The 18,779-nt window shown below is 63.6% G+C and carries 18 protein-coding genes; 8 read left to right on the forward strand and 10 right to left on the reverse strand.

Translation table 11 applies throughout. The annotated features are described in order from the left end of the window. Positions 1 to 67 precede the first annotated feature (67 nt). From AB4136_RS02180 to AB4136_RS02195, 4 genes are all read left to right on the forward strand, one after another. Positions 68 to 1,213, forward strand: a complete 1,146-nt coding sequence (locus AB4136_RS02180) for an alpha-hydroxy acid oxidase (protein ID WP_024923323.1) — start codon at positions 68 to 70, stop codon at positions 1,211 to 1,213. Between the two features lie 168 nt (positions 1,214 to 1,381). Further along, on the forward strand, positions 1,382 to 3,853 hold the full coding sequence (locus AB4136_RS02185; RefSeq protein WP_024923324.1) for an EAL domain-containing protein: 2,472 nt from the start codon (positions 1,382 to 1,384) through the stop codon (positions 3,851 to 3,853). A gap of 98 nt (positions 3,854 to 3,951) precedes the next feature. After that, on the forward strand, positions 3,952 to 4,416 hold the full coding sequence (locus tag AB4136_RS02190) for a nuclear transport factor 2 family protein (RefSeq protein ID WP_024923325.1): 465 nt from the start codon (positions 3,952 to 3,954) through the stop codon (positions 4,414 to 4,416). Continuing rightward, positions 4,417 to 4,974, forward strand: coding sequence for a TetR/AcrR family transcriptional regulator (locus AB4136_RS02195; protein WP_024923326.1), 558 nt, complete (start codon positions 4,417 to 4,419; stop codon positions 4,972 to 4,974). A gap of 19 nt (positions 4,975 to 4,993) precedes the next feature. Here AB4136_RS02195 and AB4136_RS02200 read toward each other — a convergent pair whose 3' ends face one another. The 4 genes from AB4136_RS02200 to cueR all read right to left on the reverse strand — a co-directional run bounded on the left by AB4136_RS02200 (position 4,994) and on the right by cueR (position 7,474). After that, positions 4,994 to 5,941 (reverse strand): NAD(P)/FAD-dependent oxidoreductase, encoded by a 948-nt coding sequence (locus AB4136_RS02200; protein ID WP_024923327.1) that lies wholly within the window; start codon positions 5,939 to 5,941, stop codon positions 4,994 to 4,996. After that, a complete protein-coding gene (locus AB4136_RS02205; RefSeq protein WP_024923328.1) occupies positions 5,931 to 6,389 on the reverse strand; it encodes an Rrf2 family transcriptional regulator in 459 nt (152 codons plus the stop codon). The genes AB4136_RS02200 and AB4136_RS02205 overlap by 11 nt, the downstream gene beginning before the upstream one ends. 142 nt (positions 6,390 to 6,531) lie before the next feature. After that, positions 6,532 to 7,032 carry an MmcB family DNA repair protein gene (locus tag AB4136_RS02210; protein WP_024923329.1) on the reverse strand — a complete coding sequence of 167 codons (501 nt, stop codon included), beginning with the start codon at positions 7,030 to 7,032 and terminating at the stop codon, positions 6,532 to 6,534. A 40-nt stretch (positions 7,033 to 7,072) separates the two neighbouring features. Then, positions 7,073 to 7,474 carry a Cu(I)-responsive transcriptional regulator gene (gene cueR / locus AB4136_RS02215; RefSeq protein ID WP_024923330.1) on the reverse strand — a complete coding sequence of 134 codons (402 nt, stop codon included), beginning with the start codon at positions 7,472 to 7,474 and terminating at the stop codon, positions 7,073 to 7,075. Between the two features lie 235 nt (positions 7,475 to 7,709). On the opposite strand from cueR, the gene AB4136_RS02220 reads away from it, so the two are divergent. Continuing rightward, the gene (locus AB4136_RS02220) at positions 7,710 to 8,324 is read left to right on the forward strand and encodes a L,D-transpeptidase (protein WP_024923331.1); all 615 of its coding nucleotides are present in this window, start codon (positions 7,710 to 7,712) and stop codon (positions 8,322 to 8,324) included. 195 nt (positions 8,325 to 8,519) lie between these two features. On the opposite strand, the gene AB4136_RS02225 is transcribed toward AB4136_RS02220, so the two are convergent. From AB4136_RS02225 to AB4136_RS02240, 4 genes are all read right to left on the reverse strand, one after another. Then, positions 8,520 to 9,095, reverse strand: coding sequence for a NifU family protein (locus tag AB4136_RS02225; protein ID WP_024923332.1), 576 nt, complete (start codon positions 9,093 to 9,095; stop codon positions 8,520 to 8,522). A gap of 110 nt (positions 9,096 to 9,205) precedes the next feature. Continuing rightward, complete coding sequence (locus AB4136_RS02230) at positions 9,206 to 9,697, reverse strand: universal stress protein (RefSeq protein WP_024923333.1); 492 nt, start codon at positions 9,695 to 9,697, stop codon at positions 9,206 to 9,208. A 179-nt stretch (positions 9,698 to 9,876) separates the two neighbouring features. Continuing rightward, positions 9,877 to 10,950 carry a tryptophan--tRNA ligase gene (gene trpS, locus AB4136_RS02235; protein ID WP_024923334.1) on the reverse strand — a complete coding sequence of 358 codons (1,074 nt, stop codon included), beginning with the start codon at positions 10,948 to 10,950 and terminating at the stop codon, positions 9,877 to 9,879. Between the two features lie 155 nt (positions 10,951 to 11,105). After that, on the reverse strand, positions 11,106 to 12,305 hold the full coding sequence (locus AB4136_RS02240; RefSeq protein ID WP_024923335.1) for an acyltransferase family protein: 1,200 nt from the start codon (positions 12,303 to 12,305) through the stop codon (positions 11,106 to 11,108). Positions 12,306 to 12,523: 218 nt separating this feature from the next. Between AB4136_RS02240 and AB4136_RS02245 the strand changes: the two genes are divergently transcribed. From AB4136_RS02245 to AB4136_RS02255, 3 genes are all read left to right on the forward strand, one after another. Beyond that, the gene (locus tag AB4136_RS02245) at positions 12,524 to 13,216 is read left to right on the forward strand and encodes an RNA polymerase sigma factor (protein ID WP_024923336.1); all 693 of its coding nucleotides are present in this window, start codon (positions 12,524 to 12,526) and stop codon (positions 13,214 to 13,216) included. 104 nt (positions 13,217 to 13,320) lie between these two features. Then, entirely contained in the window at positions 13,321 to 13,845 is a 525-nt protein-coding gene (locus tag AB4136_RS02250) for a DUF4142 domain-containing protein (RefSeq protein WP_024923337.1), read from the forward strand. 8 nt (positions 13,846 to 13,853) lie between these two features. After that, positions 13,854 to 14,174 (forward strand): cupredoxin domain-containing protein, encoded by a 321-nt coding sequence (locus AB4136_RS02255; RefSeq protein WP_024923338.1) that lies wholly within the window; start codon positions 13,854 to 13,856, stop codon positions 14,172 to 14,174. A 66-nt stretch (positions 14,175 to 14,240) separates the two neighbouring features. On the opposite strand, the gene murJ is transcribed toward AB4136_RS02255, so the two are convergent. Both murJ and AB4136_RS02265 read right to left on the reverse strand, forming a co-directional pair. Beyond that, positions 14,241 to 15,839, reverse strand: a complete 1,599-nt coding sequence (gene murJ / locus AB4136_RS02260) for a murein biosynthesis integral membrane protein MurJ (protein ID WP_024923339.1) — start codon at positions 15,837 to 15,839, stop codon at positions 14,241 to 14,243. 57 nt (positions 15,840 to 15,896) lie between these two features. Continuing rightward, positions 15,897 to 18,695, reverse strand: a complete 2,799-nt coding sequence (locus AB4136_RS02265; protein ID WP_024923340.1) for a [protein-PII] uridylyltransferase — start codon at positions 18,693 to 18,695, stop codon at positions 15,897 to 15,899. Positions 18,696 to 18,779 lie beyond the last annotated feature (84 nt).

Raw genomic sequence — 18,779 nt, forward strand, 5'->3', positions numbered from 1 at the left:
GGGGCGGATGGGCGCGTCGCGCGTCGATATGCTATCGAGCTGGGAAAGCCGAAGCCAAGGTTGCCCCATGCGTCTCGCCCAATGCCATAACTTCCACGACTTCCGCGCCATGGCCAGGCAGCGTCTGCCGGGCCCGATCTTCAACTATATCGACGGCGCGGCCGACGACGAGGTTACCTACCAGCGCAATACGGCGGCGTTCGAGCATTGCGATCTGGTGCCGAACGTGCTGCGCGGCGTCGGCGACGTCGACCTGTCGGTGACCGTGATGGGGCAGAAACTGGCGCTGCCGGTCTATTGTTCGCCGACGGCGCTGCAACGCCTGTTCCACCACCAGGGCGAGCGCGCCGTGGCTGCGGCGGCGGGCCGGTTCGGCACGATGTTTGGCGTGTCTTCGCTCGGCACCGTCAGTCTCGAGGAAGCACGCAAGATCAGCAGCGGACCGCAGGTCTATCAGTTCTACTTTCACAAGGACCGTGGGCTCAATCGCGAGATGATGGCCCGCGCCAAGCAGGCCGGCGTCGAGGTGATGATGCTGACGGTGGACAGCATCACCGGCGGCAATCGCGAGCGCGACAAGCGCACCGGCTTCGCCATCCCTTTCAAGCTCAACCTCGCCGGCATTGCCCAGTTCGCGGTCAAGCCCGCCTGGGCGATCAACTATCTCACCCATGAACGTTTCCGTCTGCCGCAGCTCGACAGCCATGTCGACATGGGCGGCGGCGTCATGTCGATCAGCCGCTATTTCACCGAGATGCTGGACCCGTCCATGTCGTGGGACGACGTCGCCGAAATGGTACGGCACTGGGGCGGGCAATTCTGCCTGAAGGGCATCATGTCGGTCGAGGATGCGCGACGGGCGGTCGACATAGGCTGCACCGGCATCGTGCTTTCCAACCATGGCGGCCGCCAGCTCGACGGTTCGCGCAGCGCCTTCGACCAGCTTGCCGAGATCGTCGACGCCGTCGGCGACAGGATAGACGTGATGATGGACGGCGGCGTGCAGCGCGGCACCCATGTGCTGAAGGCGTTGTCGCTCGGCGCGAAGGCGGTGGGGCTTGGCCGCTATTATCTGTTTCCGCTGGCGGCGGCCGGCCAACCCGGCGTCGAGCGGGCGCTGGACCTGATGCGTGTCGAGATCGAGCGCGCCATGAAACTGATGGGATGCGGCACCGTTGCCGAGCTGAGCCGGAGGAACCTGCGGTTCCGCTAGGATTGCGGTGCTTTCCAACGATCGTCCACCGGCCGTGGGCATGGTTGGAAACAGCCCCCTCTCATGAAGGGAATCTTAAAGCTTACTATTGTAGCACTTGCGAATATTCGCGTGGGCGGACGCGGAGAAGAACTGGCTAAAAGGGAGCGAGTTCGTTTCGCAGGGCATGTGAGGAAGCCAGGCAACATACGATCGAAATTTCAGCTTCTCGGGCTGCTCTGGCCTTTTATTGTCGTTGTACTGATCCAGACCATCATCGCCGGCGTCAGTCTTTACACGCTCTCGGCGGTACGCGCCTATGTGGCCGGCGAGAGTGCCTGGACGAAGGGTCAGAAAGACGCGATCTATTACCTGACGCTCTACGCCAACACTGCCGAACCGCATTATTTCGAACGTTTCCGCCACGCCATCGCCATCCCGCTCGCCGACCGCGAAGCGCGACGGCTGATGGAGCAGCCGGTTCTCGACTATGACGGCGCCGCGCGGGCGCTGCAGCTTGGCGGCAACAATCCCGACGATGTCGACGGCCTGATCTGGCTGTTCCGCAATTTCCGCAGCGTGCCTTATCTGGCCAATGCGGTGCAGCGCTGGACGGATGCCGATCCCAAGATCCTCGAACTGGCGGCGCTGGGCGAGGCCATGAATGTTGGCTTCACCACCGGCAGCGCCTCACCGGCGAAGCTTGACGTCTGGCGCCGTTCGATCGGCCGCATCAACGACCAGATCGCGCCGTTGGCTCAGGCTTTCTCGCAGTCGCTCGGGCGCGGCTCGCGCGACATCACCGCCCTGCTGCTCGCCCTCAACGTCGTCGTCGCCTTCGGCCTCATCCTGCTCGCCATCCGGCGCACCTCCAACCTGATCGGGCAGCGCCGCGCCGTCCAGGAAGCGTTGAACGCCGAACGCAAGCGCGCGCAGGTGACGCTGGCCTCGATCGGACAGGCCGTGGTGGCGACGGACGCCGATGGCCGGCTCGACTATATGAACGGCGCAGCGGAGCGGCTGCTCGGGCTGCAAAGCGCGGATGCCAAGGGCAAGCCGCTCGACGATCTGTTCCGGCTGGCCAGCGAGGAGACAGGCGAGGAGGATAGCGCCTATCTGGCGCGGCTTCTGGCCGGCGAAGCCTTCGACGGCAATGGCCTGACGCAGCGCCTTGTGCGCCAGGACCAGTCGCGCATCGCCGTCTCCCTGGTCGCCGCGCCGCTTTATGTCGACCAGCGGGTTGCCGGCGCGGTGCTGGTTTTCCACGACCGCACGACCGAGCAGGAATTCCTGGCGCAGCTGTCCTGGCACGCCACGCACGACACGCTGACCTCGCTCGCCAACCGGCGCGAGTTCGAGTCCCGGCTTGGCGCTTCGCTGGCGGGGCTCGCCAAGCGTCCGGCGACGCATGCGCTGATGTATCTCGACCTCGATCAGTTCAAGATCGTCAACGACACCTGCGGCCACGCTGCTGGCGACGAATTACTGCGCAAGGTTTCGACGGCGCTGCGCCAGCAATTGCGGCCGGGCGACGTGCTGGCCCGGCTGGGCGGCGACGAGTTCGGCATCCTGATGGAGAACTGCCCGGCGGAGCTTGCCGCGACCACGGCGGAAACCTTGCGCAAGGCGGTGGAGGAGCTGCATTTCGTGTGGAACGGCCGCGCCTTCAACATCAGCGTCAGCATTGGCGTTGTCGGGCTCACCGACGCCTCGATGACGATTGAGGAGACGCTGCGCAGCGTCGACGTCGCTTGCTACATGGCCAAGGAGAATGGCCGCAACCGCATCCAGCTGCAGCAGGTGGGCGATATCGAACTGGAGCAGCGCATGGGCGAGATGGCCTGGGTGCAGCGGCTGCGCGAGGCGCTGGAGCAGAACCGCTTCTGCATTCATGCGCAGGAGATCGTGCCATTGCAGGATGACACGCCGGCTGGCGCGCATGTCGAGCTCTTGGTGCGGCTAACCGACGCCGACGGCAACATGATCGCGCCCGGCGCCTTCATTCCGGCCGCCGAGCGTTATGGCCTGATGCCGCTGGTCGACCGCTGGATGGTGCGTTCCGCCTTCGAGATGCTGGCGCTGCGGGACCGGGCCGGCACCGACGGCGCGATCGCCACCTGCGCCATCAACCTGTCGGGCGCTTCCTTCGGCGACGACAGTTTTGTCGACTATGTGCTGGAGCAGTTCGAGCGCACCGACATTGCCCCCTCGCTGATCTGTTTCGAGGTTACGGAGACCAGCGCGATTGCCGACCTCGACCGCGCAACGCATTTCATGACGGCTCTGCGGGCGCATGGCTGCCGCTTCTCGCTGGACGATTTCGGCGCCGGCATGTCGTCGTTCAACTATCTGAAGACGCTGCCGGTCGACTATCTGAAGATCGACGGCGGTTTCGTGAAGGACATGCTGGCCGACCGCATCGATCGCGCCATGGTCGAGATGATCCAGCATATCGGCGAGGTGACCGGCAAGCGCACCATCGCCGAGTTCGTCGAGAGCCGCGAGATTGCAGTGGCGCTGCGCACCATCGGCGTCGACTATGCGCAGGGTTTCGGCATCGCGCGCCCCCGCCCCTTCGATGTTCATTTCCGCGCGACCGCCAGTCTCGACTTTGGCGTCGAAATCCCGGCTGCGACGCGGTCGCGGCGCGCGGCCGGATAAAGCGCCAGACAGGATGCGCGCAAGGCCGAAGGCGGGCGTCTTGACTCGATTGTACCGATCAGTACAATTTCTCCATCCCGATGCCGATGGAGATCAAAATGGCTCGTTCGCCACTGCCGCCCTTTACCGCCGAGACCGCCGCGCAGAAGGCGCGAATGGCCGAGGATGCCTGGAACAGCCGCGATCCCGAGAAGGTGTCGCTCGCCTATACCGAGGACAGCGTCTGGCGAAACCGCTCCGAGTTCATCCAGGGCCGTGGCGAGATCGCCGGCTTCCTCGCCCGCAAATGGGCCAGGGAACTGGACTATCGCCTGATCAAGGAAGTGTGGACCTGGAGTGGGAACCGCATCGCCGTGCGGTTCGCCTATGAATGGCGCGACGACAGCGGCCATTGGTTCCGCTCCTACGGCAACGAGAACTGGGAATTCGACGAGGCCGGGCTGATGCGCCGGCGTGTCGCCTCGATCAACGACATGCCGATCGCCGAGGCCGAGCGCAAGTTCCATTGGCCGCTCGGTCGCCGGCCGGACGACCATCCCGGTCTGTCCGACCTCGGTCTCTAGATGCGCAGGATCGCGCCCGGTCGCAACGATCTTGTCGTGGCGATCGCCGAGGTGTTTCGCGCACATGGTTATGCCGGCGCCAGCCTGTCGCTGATTACCGAGGCGACAGGCTTGGGCAAGGGCAGCCTCTACAACTTCTTTCCGGGCGGCAAGGATGAGATGGCGACAGCCGTTCTCGCCCATATCGACCGCTGGTTCGAAAACAATGTCTTTACGCCGCTGCGCGAAGCCGAACGGCCGCAGGAAGGCATCGATCGCATGCTTTCCGCGACGGATGCCTATTTCCACTCCGGCCGCCGCATCTGTCTGGTCGGCGCCTTCGCGCTGGATGATGCGCGTGATCGTTTCGCTACCGAAATAAAGTCTTATTTTGCCCGCTGGGTGGCGGATCTCGCCGGCGCGCTGCGCCGCGCCGAGCATGCGGAGGCGATGCTGCTGGCAGAAGAGGCCGTCGCGGCGATCCAGGGCGCGTTGACCCTGGCGCGCGCTTTCGACGATCCGGCGGTGTTTTCGCGCTCAATGATGCAGATCCGCCGGCGGCTCGGCGTCGCCGGCTAGGGAGGTGTCGCCTTCGGGCTCACGCCGCGTCGAGACCCTCGAAGATCAGGCTGCGATGCAGCGCGGCACCGGCGGTAACACCGTCGGCCGAGGCCCAGGTGGCGTTGTGCGTGGTGCGCGCGGCATCGCCCGCGGCAAAGACGCCGGCGATGCTCGTCGCCTTCATGGCATTCGTCGCGATGATGCGGCCGAAAGGACCATCCTCGAAAGCGCAGCCCAGCCGCTCGGCCAGCGGGCTCGCCATCGCCATGCGCGGTGTCAGATAGAGCGCGGTCAGGGCAAGGCGCCGGCCGTCCGCAAGCATCACCGCGTCGAGCGCCTGCCCTTCGCCTTCAAGGGCCTGCACGGGTGCCTGCTCCACGGTGACGCCGCGCCAGGCAAGCTTCGCCAGCATGCCTTCATGCGGCATCGGCTGGCCGTTGAGCAGCAGCGTGGTGGGGCCCCATTCGGAAATCATCAGCGCCTTTTCCACGCAATGCGGCGAGGTTGCCAACACGCCGAGCGGCGCGCCGCCGAATTCGTAGCCGTGACAATAGGGGCAATGCAGCACACTGACGCCCCAGCGCTCGGCCAGCCCTGGCATATCGGGCAGTGTGTCGGCCACGCCGGTCGCCAGCACCAGCTTGGAAGCCTTGAGCGTCGAGCCCGAGGCCAGTTCCACGGTGAAGGCGCCGTCCTGGCCGCTAGCATCGACCGTCTCGTCGGCGACCAGGCGGACATTGGGATAGGCGGCGAGTTTTTCGCGGGCGGCGGCGATCATCGCGGCTGGCGCGACCCCATCCTGGCCGAAGAAGCCGTGCGAGGCCGCGGCAAACCGGTTGCGCGGCCTGCCGGCGTCGATGACGGCGACCGCGCGGCGCCCGCGGGCAATCTGCATGGCGGCCGAAAGGCCGGCATAGGAGCCGCCGATAACGACGGCGTCGAGCTGTTTCGGGGCGAGGAGTGGCCTTGGGGCTTCAAGCTGCATGGGGATTGGCCTTTCTGGTCTTGTTCCGTTTCCAGCGTTCGTGGAAATCGGCGGCAAGGTCGGCCAGCGTCACTTCGCCGAGCCGCGTTATCAGCAGCGCCTGCGCCGCATCGAAGGCGTCGTCGAGCGCGGCGTTGACCGCCTGTTCCACCAGACAGTCGGGCGTCTCCATGCGGTTGCCGAGCGCAAACACCATCGGCTCGCCAAGTGCTGAATAGACGTCGCGCAGCGACACCGTGGCGAGGTCGCGGCTGATCGTCCAGCCGCCGCCATGACCACGCTCGGAGCGCACGATGCCCATGTCGCGCAGGCCGGCCATGATGCGCCGGATCACGACGGGGTTGGTGCTCAATGTCCTGGAAAGCTCTTCCGATGTCATCGGACGGGCTTCCTCGGCCATGTGCAAAAGGACGTGCAGGACGCCTGAAAGTCGACTGTCTCTTTTCATGCAACTTTATATGTTACGAAAGAGGCCGGACGTCAAGAGTTGGCCGATTGGGCCAGCTGCGGCTTCAGGAAACGTTGGAGATGATCGCCGGGACCGGAATGCCGCGTCGATCCACATGCCCTTGCGGGAGCGGGTCTCGCCGCTACTCGCTTTCGCCGTCCAGCGCCGGAACCGACACGCCGGCAAGTTCGGCGGCGAGCAAGCGCGCCGCGCCGGCGCGTGCGATTCTCAGCATCAGCGCCTTGCGGGTTGCGGCTGCCATGCGGTGCTCCGGCGCGTCGCGCAGCATCTCGGCGCCATAGCCGTCGGAGAGGATGAAGCCGCATTCCTCCGGAAAGATGTCGGCCGGCACGCCGGGATGGGTGGCAAAGAAAAAGCGGTCGCAATGCAGCCGGTAGTCCGGCCATTTGCGGTCGACGCGAAAGTCTTCGATCGAGGATTTGATCTCGATGATCCAGATGTCGCCCTGGCGGGTGAGCGCGACGAGATCGGCCCGCCGCCCGGTGGCCAGCGACAATTCCGGCAGCACATGCGCACCCATTTCCGACAACAGCCTTTGCACGCCGCGCCGCACCAGCATGGCGCGCTCCGACTGGCGACCGTCGATCAGGGGATTTTGCGATACCGGCGAGATGATGGGCATAACCCATCATGCCCGATTCTGTTCACGGTTTGAACCCTGCTCAGCCCACCGTCTCGGCTTCGCCTGCCATCTCTTCGAGGATCGGGCAGTTCGGGCGCTCGTCGCCATGGCAGGCGTGGATGAGCTTGTTCAGCGTCATGCGCATGGATTGCAGCTCGCGCACCTTTTCCTCGATCGCCGCGACATGGGCGGAGGCGATCGCCCGCACGTCCTGGCTGGCGCGGCCGCGATCCCTGTAGAGCGCCATCAGCTGGCGGCAGTCGTCGATGGAAAAGCCGAGATTGCGCGCCCGTTTCAGGAAGGCGAGGCGATGCACGTCGTCATTGGAATAGTCGCGATAGCTGTTGCCGGAGCGTTCAGGCGAAATCAGCCCGATCTCTTCATAATAGCGAATGGTCTTGGCCGGCAGGCCGGAACGGCGGGCGGCGTCGCCGATATTCATGGTCTTGCCCTCGTGCGGTCCGTCCCGAAGGGTTTTTCGGACTGCTTTTCTTGATTTTACTCAACAATCTCGCGGCATATGTTGCCGAAATGCCATAGCCGGCGCCTTACCGGCAAGCACTTGCTTTCATATAAGCATCGGCTGCTTGGCAAGCAAAAGAAATGCCAGCATGAATGCGTTAACGATTTGGTCGAATCGCACCGAAAAACACGGGACCGGGGGCTGGGAACGGTTCATGCGCTTGAAGTCTGCCATTATTGTCGCGGCACTTGCCGCCTCGCTCGCCGGTTGTAGCACCATCGGCCAGATGCGGCTGTTCACCAATGATTATGGCGGGGTCAGCGACGCTGGCTATCAGCTGCCGCGCATCCCGATCGAAAAGGTGCCGCGCCAGTTCCATCGCCAGATCGTCAGCTACGACACCAAGGAAAAGCCGGGCACGATCATCGTCGATACCGGCAACAAGTTCCTCTATTTCGTGCTGCCGGAAGGCGAGGCCGTGCGTTACGGCATCGGTGTTGGCCGCGAGGGCTTCGAATGGAGCGGTTCCGCCCATGTCGCGCTGAAGCGTGAATGGCCGACCTGGACGCCGCCGTCGCAGATGATCAAGCGCCAGCCGGAACTCGCGCAATACCGCAACGGCATGGACCCGGGCCTGAAGAACCCGCTCGGCGCCCGCGCTCTCTATCTGTTCAACAAGGGTGGCGATTCCGGCTACCGGCTGCACGGCACGCCGGAATGGTGGTCGATCGGCAAGGCGATGTCGTCGGGCTGCATCCGGCTGATGAACCAGGACATCATCGACCTCTACAGCCGCGCCGAAGTGGGCGCCAAGGTGATCGTGATGTGATTTGGCTCCTGTCCGAAGCCGGACAGGACCTCAAATGCGTTTCGTATGCGGACCGTCTAGGCAACACGGACGTCCCAAACAGAAAACCGGGCCTTGTCGCCCGGTTTTTTGTTTTCTAGCGAAGATCGCATCCCGCCCCAAAGAAAAACCCCGAGATGTTATCTCGGGGTTTTTGAACCAAAAGGATACGGGTGCTTAAGCGATCTGCTCGACATGCTCCACTTCCGGCACGAAGTGGCGCAGCAGGTTCTGGATGCCGTGCTTCAGCGTGGCGGTGGACGACGGGCAGCCGGCGCAGGCGCCCTTCATGTGCAGGAAGACGGTGCCCTTCTCGTAGCCACGGAAGGTGATGTCGCCGCCGTCCTGCGCCACGGCCGGGCGCACGCGCGTATCGAGCAATTCCTTGATGGTGACGACGATTTCCTCGTCGGCCTGGTCATAGAATTCCTTGCCGTCGTCGTGATGGGCACCGGCCCCCTTGCCTTCGGCCGCCATGACCGGCTGGCCGGACATGAAATGTTCCATGATGGCGCCGAGGATCGCCGGCTTCAGGTGCTGCCAGTCGGGGCCGTCCTTGGTGATGGTGATGAAGTCGTAGCCGAAGAACACGCCATTGACGCCGGGAATGTCGAACAGCCGGCCGGCCAGCGGCGAAGCCTCGCGCGCGGCGTCGGCGTCACGGAAATCGGCGGTGCCGTCCCTGAGCACTTCCTTGCCGGGCAGGAACTTCAGCGTCGCCGGATTGGGGGTCGACTCGGTCTGGATGAACATGGCCGTCTCCGTGCCCTTGGCGGGCATTAGTTTGGAATAATTCTAAATAGGCCCAATTCGCCGGCCGTTCAAGCAAAAGCGGCGGGACCGTTCCTAGAGATATAGGAAGCTCAGGCCAGGCTTTCGATGTCCTCGTCCGACAAGTTCTGCGGAACGACGGTGACGGGGATCGGAAAGGCGGCGCCCTTGCCGGCGATCGAGGCAACCAGCGGGCCTGGACCTTCCTTGCCGGCGCCGGCGGCCAGCACCAGGATGGCGATGTCCTGGTCTTCCTCGATCAGCTTGTGGATCTCGTCGGCGCGCTTGCCTTCGCGGATCACCAGCTCGGGTTCGATGCCGACCTTCTGGCGCACCTTGCCGGCCTGGACGTCGAGCGCCGAGCGCGCGGTAGCGTTGGCCTCCTCGCGCATGATCTTTTCAACGCCCAGCCAATGCTGAAAGTCGTCCGGCTCGATGACATAGAGCATTACCACCACGCCGCCCGTGCTTTGCGCGCGCTTCGAGGCATAGGCCACGGCACGCTCGCATTCGGGCGTGTCGTCGATGATCGCCAGGAACTTGCGGCGGTGGCCGGCTTCCCGGCTCAGGCGTTTGGAGACCATATGGATCCTGTTCGGTGGTTTCGGCCGCAATCTGCCATTCGGGTGGGGTGCCTTGCAAGCGCCCCCCGCCATCCGGCCAGGGTCGAAACTCCACAGGGCTGGCAGCCTGCTGATACGGCTTGTGCCAAAAAGGAAAAGCGGCCGCGAACGGCCGCCTCTGGGTTGGAATGACGACCGGCTCAGCCCTGCAGCAGGCCGATAATGTCGCGCACGGTCTTCATATTGGCCTCGGCCAGCACGCCGGCGCGCTCGCCGCCATTGCGCAGCACACCGTCAATATGGCCGGGATCGGCCATCAGGCGGCGCATTTCGCCGGCAATGGGCGCCATCTTCTCGACGGCGAGGTCGGCCAATGCCGGCTTGAACACCGAGAATTGCTGGCCGCCATATTCCTTCAGCACGGCTTCCTTGCTGGTGTCGGCGAGGCCGGCATAGATGCCGACGAGGTTTTCCGCTTCCGGCCGGCTGGCCAGGCCGGCGATCTCGGAGGGCAAAGCCTCCGGGTCGGTCTTCGCCTTCTTGATCTTCTTCGAGATCGTGTCGGCGTCGTCGGTCAGGTTGATGCGCGACAGGTCCGACGGATCGGATTTCGACATCTTCTTGGAGCCGTCGCGCAGGCTCATGATGCGCGCCGCCGGCCCGCCGATGACCGGTTCGGTCAACGGGAAGAAGCCGTTCACCGTCTCGTCGCCCATCTGGATTTCCACGCCGACGCCGAGTTCGGCGATGCGGTGGGAGAAGTCGTTGTTGAACTTCTGGGCGATGTCGCGGGTCAGTTCCAGATGCTGCTTCTGGTCGTCGCCCACCGGCACATGGGTGGCGCGGTAGACCAGGATGTCGGCCGCCATCAGGCTCGGATAGGCGAGCAGGCCGAGCGATGCATTCTCGCGGTCCTTGCCGGCCTTGTCCTTGAACTGCGTCATGCGGTTCATCCAGCCGATGCGCGCCACGCAGTTGAATATCCAGGCAAGCTCGGCGTGCTGCATCACCCGGCTCTGGTTGAAGACGATGTGTTTGTCGGGGTCGATGCCGGCGGCGAGGAAGGCGGCGGTGATCTGCCGGGTCTGGTCCTTGAGGTCTTCATGGACGAGCTGGGCGGTCAGCGAATGCAGGTCGACGACGCAATAGATGCAATCCATCGTTTCCTGCAGGGCGACGAATTTCCTGATCGCGCCGAGATAGTTGCCGAGGTGGAGATTGCCGGTCGGCTGGACGCCGGAAAAGATGAGCGGCTTGAAGGCGGAGGCGGTCATGTTGGTTTCCTTGGCTTGTGGAGGGCCGTTTCGCGCGCGGCGAAATTTCGGACGGCGCGTTATGGACGACGCCGGGGCGTCGATCAAGCCTCGCCGTGAAGGGCGGGGCCGAAACAACGGTTGCCGGGCGGTAAGAAGGTCGTGAACTGGACTGGTTAGCCGCCGGCGGCCGCCATGCTCTGGTCGGGGGCGCGAACCTTGCGACGATCGGGCAGGCCGACCAGCATGCGGAAGGGCGAAGGCAGAAGGTCGGCGATCACTGCGGTAAGCAGCGACCAGAAGGTGGTGATTGCCACCACCAGCGCAAGCTTACTCCACAGCGAGAGATCGAGCGGCAGAACATAATACAGCGCCATGATGACGAAGGTCTGGTGGACGATGTAGAGCGGGAAGATCTTGGCGTTCAGCCAACTCAGGACGGGGCTCTTGCGGTTGGCGTGCAGCGCCGCGAATCCGACTGCGGCCAGGATCACCGTCCAGGCCAGCGAGAAGGTCAGCGTCTTGTAGAGCGCCATCGACATGCCGCCGGTTTCGCCGCCGATGCTGGCCGCCTTGGTCACCCAGGAAAACCGGTAAAGCCAGATGGTCAAAGCCGCGGCGATGGCAAGGCTCCACCAACGCCGGGCGATGATGGCGGGCACCACCGCCTGATGATGTTTGGCGACGAGAAAGCCGAGGCCGAACCAGCTTGCCCACACCGCGAACCAGGCGCCGTCATTGTAGAGCACATTGGTTTCGCGCGGGAAGAACGGCAGGAAGATCAGGTGCAGCGCCAGCGGCAGAAGCACGAACAGGTAGATGGCCGGTGAGCGGGCCGTGCGTTCGAACCAGTCGGACAGCCGGCGCGTCGAGGGGAGGGTGAACAGTCGGAAGATCGGCGTGCAGATCACCGTCATCACCAGGAGATAGGCGACGAACCACATATGCGCCCAGGAGAAATTGCCGGTGGGATACTTGCCTTCGGTGAAGTAGCGCAGCACCCAGAACTCCAGCAGCGAGCCTTGGAAGCGGCCGTCGGACAGGCGCTCGTACCAGACCTGCGGCACGATGATCACGCACATGGCGAAGATCAGCGGCAGGAATAGCCTGAGGAAACGGCCCTTCAGGAAGTCGAACGTCGTCTGCGAGCGGAAGGCGAACCAAGTGCCCATGCCGGAGACGAAGAACAGCAGCGCCAGCCGCCAGGCGCGGGGAAACAGCGTGACCAGGGACAGGGTCTGGCTCTTTTCAGGACTGTTGAACAGCCAGTCCAGATCGTAGAGGAAGGCAGCCGACGAATGGTAGAGAATGAGCAGGCCGAAGGCCGAAACGCGCAGGGCGTCAACATAATAGAGGCGATGGCTGGTTGGCTGCATGGCGAAGGCTCCAGCGCAAAGGCCATCTGCCGAAAATGGTTTCGCGCGACTTTATCCTTGCTTCGTTAAGAAAGCAGCAAACCGGAACTCACATCGCGTCCACTGAAGAGTTCAACTCACCCGCCACCGATCAAAAGCCACGGGCATTGCAATTTTTTTCGCACGGCGGGAACCTTATCGTCGTTTCGCCATCTGACTTCCAAATGGAGGAGGTTTCGATGCAGCCGGTCAGATCAGCGTTGATACCTCTCAGCACTGCGAGCGACATCGATCTTGTGCGCGGGGCGCTGGCGCGTGAGGCTGCGGCCTTCCGCGCCATCATGACACGGTACAACCAGCGGCTCTATCGGCTTGCGCGTTCGATCCTGCGCAACGACGCGGAAGCCGAGGACGCCGTTCAGGAAGCCTATCTGCGTGCGTTTGCCAATCTCGCCGGTTTCCGGGGCGACTCCTCCCTGGCAACCTGGCTATCGCGGATCGTCATCAACGAGGCGCTTGGCCGCCTGCGTAAGACCCGGCGCGCCGAAACAGTGTCATTGCCTGTCGAGGATGCCGGGGCGGCCCGGATCATTCCCTTTCCCTTGAATGCAGGTTTAGGCGACCCGGAACGGAACATGGCTCAGCGAGAGATCCTGCGGTTTGTCGAACAGGCCACCGACAGTCTTCCCGAAACGTTTCGGATGGTTTTCGTCGCGCGCGTCATAGAAGGCCTGAGCGTGGAAGAGACGGCCGAATTGCTCGACATAAGGCCCCAAACCGTCAAAACCCGTCTGCACCGCGCTCGCAAGCTGTTGCGCGAGCGGCTCGACGCGCAGATTGGTCCGGTGCTGCTCGAGGCATTTCCCTTCGCCGGCACGCGTTGCGAGCGCATGACCGAAGCGGTGATGAAACGGCTCGGTTTTTCCGGCTGACGATTTTCGCAAGAGATCGCGGGAACGTTTCGCAACGTGGTTCATCCAATGGATGTCGAACCGAAGTGCTCGCTATTGCGAGCACGAAAACAGGAGTTCATCCGATGACCACGAGATTGCATATGGCGTTCGTCGCCGCCTTGATGCTTGGCACGGCTGGAGCTGCTCAGGCAGCGGACAAGCCAACCGACCCGCAGATCGCCCATATCGCGTATACCGCTGGGGCGCTTGACGTGGATATGGCCAAACTGGCCATTTCCAAATCCAAGAACAAGGATGTCGTGGGTTTTGCCAATGACATGGTACGTGATCACGAGGCCGTGAACGTACAGGCGCTCGACCTCGTCAAGAAGCTCAAGGTGACGCCGCAAGACAATGCAACGAGCAAGGCGCTGACCGAAGCGGCTGCTGCCGAGAAGACCAAGCTTGAAAAGCTCGACGGTGACGCTTTCGACAAGGCTTATGTTGCCAACGAAGTCGCCTATCACAAGCAGGTCAACGGCGCGCTGGAGACGCTGCTCATTCCGTCGGCACAAAATGCGGAACTCAAGAGCCTGCTGGAAACCGGGCTCAAGATATTCCAGGGCCATGAAAAACATGCCGAGATGGTTGCGTCCGAGCTGAAATAGGATCGGCCATGTGCGCGCAACGTCGCCTCCTGCCTCCTTTGGTGCTGGCGCTCGGCTTGGGCACATTGTCGGCTCACGCCAAGACGATAACGGTTACGGTCGAAAAGATGGCGTTCTCTCCCGCTGAAATCGGCGCCAGTGTCGGAGACACCGTCCAATGGGTGAACAAGGACGCGTTCGCTCATACCGCGACGGTGACGGGAGAATGGGAAGTGATGCTGCCCGTCGCGAAGTCGGGAAGCATCGTTCTGGAGAAGGCTGGCACCCTCGATTATTTCTGCCGTTTCCACCCGAATATGAAGGGTAGAATTGCCGTCTCTGCTCCGTGATCGGAGAGATTGGAACTGGAGAGCCGAAGCCGGTGGTCCGGCTTCGGCGCCAAGGCCGGTCGCTCGCTATTCCGTATCGACGGGCGCCGGCGAACCCTTGGCGTTGCCGCGCTTGATGTTGCGGCGGATCATGCCGAAATCGGCGCCGCCAATGGCGAAGGCGATCACGAAATAGATCACAGCGCCTGCTGCCGACAGGCCGACCAGAGTCACCGCCTTGGTCGTCAGATGTGCCGCCGACGACAATTGCACCGTGAACCAGTGCTCGCCGAAATAGAGCGCGGCTCCCATCAATGCCGCCGCCAGCACGAGACGCGGAATGCGTTTGAGCAGCGGCACGTCGCGGCCCCAATGGCCGCGCCGGACGAGCACGGCAAGCAGCATGATCGCATTCAGCCAGCCGGCGACGGCCGAAGCCACCGCGATGCCGGGCGCGCCCATGGACGGAAACAAAGTGAGCGCGATGGCGACATTGGCGACCACCGAGATCGCCGCGAAGATCATCGGCGTGCGCGTGTCCTCGCGCGCGAAATAACCTGGTGTGAAGGCCTTGATCAGCACGAAGGCCGGCAGGCCGAGACCGAAGATCGCCAGGATGGCGGCGACCGTCGGCGTCGAATTGTTGGCGGCGAAGGCGCCGCGCTCGTAGAGCAGTCGCACGATCGGTTCCGACATGACCAGCAGCGCCACCGCCGCCGGCAGCGTCATGAACAGCGTGAACTCGACCGAGCGGTTCTGCAGGTTGGCGGCCTCCACCATGTTGCCGGATTTCAGCGCGCGCGACAGTTCCGGCAAAAGCACGATCGCCACCGCCACGCCGACGACGCCGAGCGGCAATTGGTAGATGCGGTCGGCATAGGCGAGCGAGGAGACAGCGCTGTTCTGGCCCGACGCGATCGCCGTGCCGATCAGCTGGTTGATCTGGGTGATGCCGCCGGTGATTGCCGCCGGCAGTGCCAGCCACAGCAGCCGCTTGACGTTGGGTGTCATGTGCGGCCAGCGGAAACCGATCGAGATGCCGGCGTGGCGCACGGCAATCCACACGATGGCAAGCTGCACCAGGCCCGCCGCCAGCACGCCCCAGGCGAGCCCATAGCCGACATAATACGCGTCCTTGCCCTTGTACCAGGCATAGGCGAGCACCGCGATCAGGATGATGTTGAGGAACACCGGCGCGACGGCGGCGGCGAAGTAGCGGCGCAGCGAATTCAGCATGCCGGCCATCATGGCGCCGAGCGACATGCAGATGAGGTAGGGGAACATGACGGTTGCCAGCCGCACCGTCATGTCGAACTTGCCGGGGATGTCGGCGAAGCCGGGTGCCACCAGGTAACGCACGATCAGCGGCATCGCCAGTTCCATGGCGATGGTCAGCACCAGCAGCACTGAGAACAGCACGCCGAACACTTCCTCGGAAAAGCGCTTGGCGCCCTCGACGCCATTGGCCTCGATCTCCTTGGAGAACAGCGGCACGAAGGCAGCGTTGAACGCACCCTCGGCGAACAGCCGGCGGAAGGTGTTGGGCAACTGGAAGGCGGCGTTGAAGGCGTCGGCGATCGGACCGGTACCGAGGGCGGCGGCCATGAACATCTCGCGCGTGAAGCCGAGCGCGCGGCTCATCAGCGTGCCCGAAGCGACGGTGGCGAATTTCTTGACGAGGCTCATGCGGTATTCCTGTGCGGAGCACGGGTGAAGGGGCGATGGGGCATGGGATGCGTGGCGCTATTCCGCCGCGGCCTTGGTCTTGCCGCGGGCGGCCTGCGAGCCGTCCAGCGTTGCGATCAGCCGCTCGCGAATGGTTTTCAGGCGGCTCTGGTTTTCGATCTTCTGGTTGGTCAGGTCGGTGACGTAGAAAGTGTCGATCACCTTCTCGCCGAAGGTGGTGATGTGGGCCGAGGCGATATCGAGCGACAGGTCCGACAACGTGCCGGTGATTTCGGAAAGCAAGCCGGGCCGATCCAGCCCTTCCACCTCGATCACCGAGAAGCGATTGGACAGCGCGTTGCGGATCTCGGCGCGCGGCTGGATGCGGAAGGCCTTGGCGCCGCGCTTCGGCTTGGCGCGCTTCTCGATCATTTCGGGCAGCCAGGAGCGGCCGGACAGAACGTCCTCGATCAGCTTGCCGACGCGCTCGCCGCGCCGGCGCTCGTCCTCGTCGCGGTCGAACTCGCGTGCGATCAGGATCGTGTCCAGCGCGCGGCCGTCCGAGGTGGTGAAGATCTGCGCGTCGACGATGTTGCCGCCCGCTGCCGCGCAAGCGCCGGCAATGACCGAGAGCAGGCGCGGATGGTCCTGCGCCAGCACGGTAATCTCGGTCACCGCCTCGAATTCGTGCGTCTTGACCATGGTGGCGAGCTTTTTGCCGGCGGCATCGGCTTCGCGCACGAATTCGGCGTGGCGCAGCTGATCCTTGAGGTCGACGGCGAGCAGGTAGTTCTCATAATGCAGGCCGACGAGGCGCTTGCGCTCGTCCTGCGGCCAGCCTGCCAGCGCCTCTTCCAGCCGGTCCCGCGCCGCCGCCGTGCGGTCGGCACGCGAGACCTCGGAGAAGCCGCCGGTCAAAAGCAGCTCGGTCTCATAATAGAGCGTGCGCAGAAGCTGGCCCTTCCAGCCGTTCCAGACGCCTGGCCCGACGCCACGAATATCGCAGACGGTGAGGATGAGCAGCATTTTCAGCCGCTCCACCGACTGCACGACATCGGCGAAATCCTCGATCGTCTTGCGGTCGTTCAGGTCGCGCGTCTGCGCGGTCATCGACATGACCAGATGGTTCTCCACCAGCCAGGCGACGGTTTCGGTGTCGATGGCCGAAAGTCCCATATGCGGGCAGATGCGCCGGGCGATCTTGGCGCCGGCCTCGGAATGGTCCTCCGGCCGGCCCTTGGCGATGTCGTGCAAAAGCACGGCGACGTAAAGCGCCTCGCGCTGGTTCTTCAGTTCGCCGATCAGCTTGTGCGACAGCGGGTGGATCTTCTCGCCGCCGCCCTGCTCGATTTCCGACAGCACGTCGATGCAGCGCAGCAGATGCTCGTCCACCGTATAGTGGTGGTACATGTTGAACTGCATCATGGCGACGATCTTGCCGAAATCGGGGATCAGCCGCCCGAGCAGACCCGCCTCGTTCATGCGACGCAGATTGAGCTCGGGCTTGTTGTCCGAAGTCAGTATGTCCATGAACAGCCGGTTGGCCTCGCGGTCGCGGCGCAGATTGCGGTCGACCAGCTTGAGCGAGCGCGTCACCAGCTTCAGCGCATCTGGATGGTATTCCAGTCCGTGGCGGTCGGCGAACCAGAACAGGCGCAGAAGGTTGACCGGATCGCGGTCGAACACCTTGTTGTCGGCGATGTTGATGCGGTCGTTGTCGATGATGAAATCGGCGGTGCCGGCCAGCTTGCGGCGGCGGCGCGAGAAGGTGAGGAACAGCCGGTTGAAACCCGAGACGTGGCTGGCCTGCTCTTCCTCAAGCGCCGCGCAGAAGATACGGGTGAGGTCGCCGACATCCTTGGCGACCAGGAAATAGTGCTTCATGAAACGCTCGACCGCCGACAGGCCGGGATGGCTCTTGTAGCCGAGCCGGTCGGCGATATCGCGCTGGATGTCGAAATGCAGCCGCTCCTCGGCCTTGCCGGTCAGGAAATGCATGTGGCAGCGCACCGCCCACAGGAAATCCTCGGCCTTCTGGAACTGGTTGAACTCGTCGCGCGTGAACACACCCTGCGCGACCAGTTCTTCCACGGTACGCTCACGGTAGAAATATTTGCCGATCCAGAACAAGGTCTGCAGATCGCGCAGGCCGCCCTTGCCGTCCTTGATGTTGGGCTCGACCAGATAGCGGCTTTCACCACCCTTGCGATGCCGTTCGTCGCGCTCGGCAAGCTTGGCCTGTGCATATTCGGCGCCGGTATTGCGCACCACTTCGCGGTCGAAGCGGGTGATCAGCTCGTCGCAAAGCGCTTTTTCGCCCCAGACGAAGCGCGCTTCCAGAACGGCGGTGCGGATCGTCATGTCGGAGCGCGACAGCCGCAGGCATTCCTCGATGTTGCGGGTGGCGTGGCCGACCTTCAGCCCCATGTCCCACAGCATGTAGAGCATGTATTCGACGATCTGCTCGCCCCAGGGCGTCTGCTTGTAGGGCAGGAGGAACAGGAGATCGATGTCGGAGCCCGGCGCCAGCGTGCCGCGGCCATAACCGCCGACGGCGACGATCGCCATGCGCTCGGCCGCGGACGGGTTCTTGGCGCGATAGACATGGGTGACGGCGAAATCGTAGAGCGCGGCGATGATCTCATCCATCAGATGCGACAGCCGCTCGGCGCAGGCGATGCCGCCGCCATCCTGCATCAGCATCTTTTCGGCGATCTTGCGCCCGCTGGCGATGCGCTCCTTAAGGACAAGCAGCACGGCGGCGCGCGTCGACGCGCTGGAGCCGTCGCCATTGGTTTCGGCGGTCAGCGCCGACAATTCCTCGCGCAGCGTCTTGCCGTCGATGATCTCGTCGAGCTTGAGGGGAATCTTCGCCATTCGTCTCAGCTAGCGCCTTTCCGGCGGCGTCTATAGCCTGTTTTGACGGCTATGGGTATGGGGACGGCGCGACCTGGGCAGGCG

The sequence above is a fragment of the Mesorhizobium sp. 2RAF21 genome (assembly GCF_052115345.1).
Taxonomy (GTDB): Bacteria; Pseudomonadota; Alphaproteobacteria; order Rhizobiales; family Rhizobiaceae; genus Mesorhizobium; species Mesorhizobium terrae.

Excerpts from the sequence above, each read along its gene's own strand:
- AB4136_RS02180 (WP_024923323.1), top strand. The coding sequence starts at position 68 with ATGCGTCTCGCCCAATGCCATAACTTCCACGACTTCCGCGCCATGGCC.
- AB4136_RS02190 (WP_024923325.1), top strand. The coding sequence starts at position 3,952 with ATGGCTCGTTCGCCACTGCCGCCCTTTACCGCCGAGACCGCCGCGCAG.
- AB4136_RS02195 (WP_024923326.1), top strand. The coding sequence starts at position 4,417 with ATGCGCAGGATCGCGCCCGGTCGCAACGATCTTGTCGTGGCGATCGCC.
- AB4136_RS02200 (WP_024923327.1), bottom strand. The coding sequence starts at position 5,941 with ATGCAGCTTGAAGCCCCAAGGCCACTCCTCGCCCCGAAACAGCTCGAC.
- AB4136_RS02205 (WP_024923328.1), bottom strand. The coding sequence starts at position 6,389 with ATGAAAAGAGACAGTCGACTTTCAGGCGTCCTGCACGTCCTTTTGCAC.
- AB4136_RS02210 (WP_024923329.1), bottom strand. The coding sequence starts at position 7,032 with ATGCCCATCATCTCGCCGGTATCGCAAAATCCCCTGATCGACGGTCGC.
- cueR (WP_024923330.1), bottom strand. The coding sequence starts at position 7,474 with ATGAATATCGGCGACGCCGCCCGCCGTTCCGGCCTGCCGGCCAAGACC.
- AB4136_RS02220 (WP_024923331.1), top strand. The coding sequence starts at position 7,710 with ATGCGCTTGAAGTCTGCCATTATTGTCGCGGCACTTGCCGCCTCGCTC.
- AB4136_RS02225 (WP_024923332.1), bottom strand. The coding sequence starts at position 9,095 with ATGTTCATCCAGACCGAGTCGACCCCCAATCCGGCGACGCTGAAGTTC.
- AB4136_RS02230 (WP_024923333.1), bottom strand. The coding sequence starts at position 9,697 with ATGGTCTCCAAACGCCTGAGCCGGGAAGCCGGCCACCGCCGCAAGTTC.
- trpS (WP_024923334.1), bottom strand. The coding sequence starts at position 10,950 with ATGACCGCCTCCGCCTTCAAGCCGCTCATCTTTTCCGGCGTCCAGCCG.
- AB4136_RS02240 (WP_024923335.1), bottom strand. The coding sequence starts at position 12,305 with ATGCAGCCAACCAGCCATCGCCTCTATTATGTTGACGCCCTGCGCGTT.
- AB4136_RS02245 (WP_024923336.1), top strand. The coding sequence starts at position 12,524 with ATGCAGCCGGTCAGATCAGCGTTGATACCTCTCAGCACTGCGAGCGAC.
- AB4136_RS02250 (WP_024923337.1), top strand. The coding sequence starts at position 13,321 with ATGACCACGAGATTGCATATGGCGTTCGTCGCCGCCTTGATGCTTGGC.
- AB4136_RS02255 (WP_024923338.1), top strand. The coding sequence starts at position 13,854 with ATGTGCGCGCAACGTCGCCTCCTGCCTCCTTTGGTGCTGGCGCTCGGC.
- murJ (WP_024923339.1), bottom strand. The coding sequence starts at position 15,839 with ATGAGCCTCGTCAAGAAATTCGCCACCGTCGCTTCGGGCACGCTGATG.
- AB4136_RS02265 (WP_024923340.1), bottom strand. The coding sequence starts at position 18,695 with ATGGCGAAGATTCCCCTCAAGCTCGACGAGATCATCGACGGCAAGACG.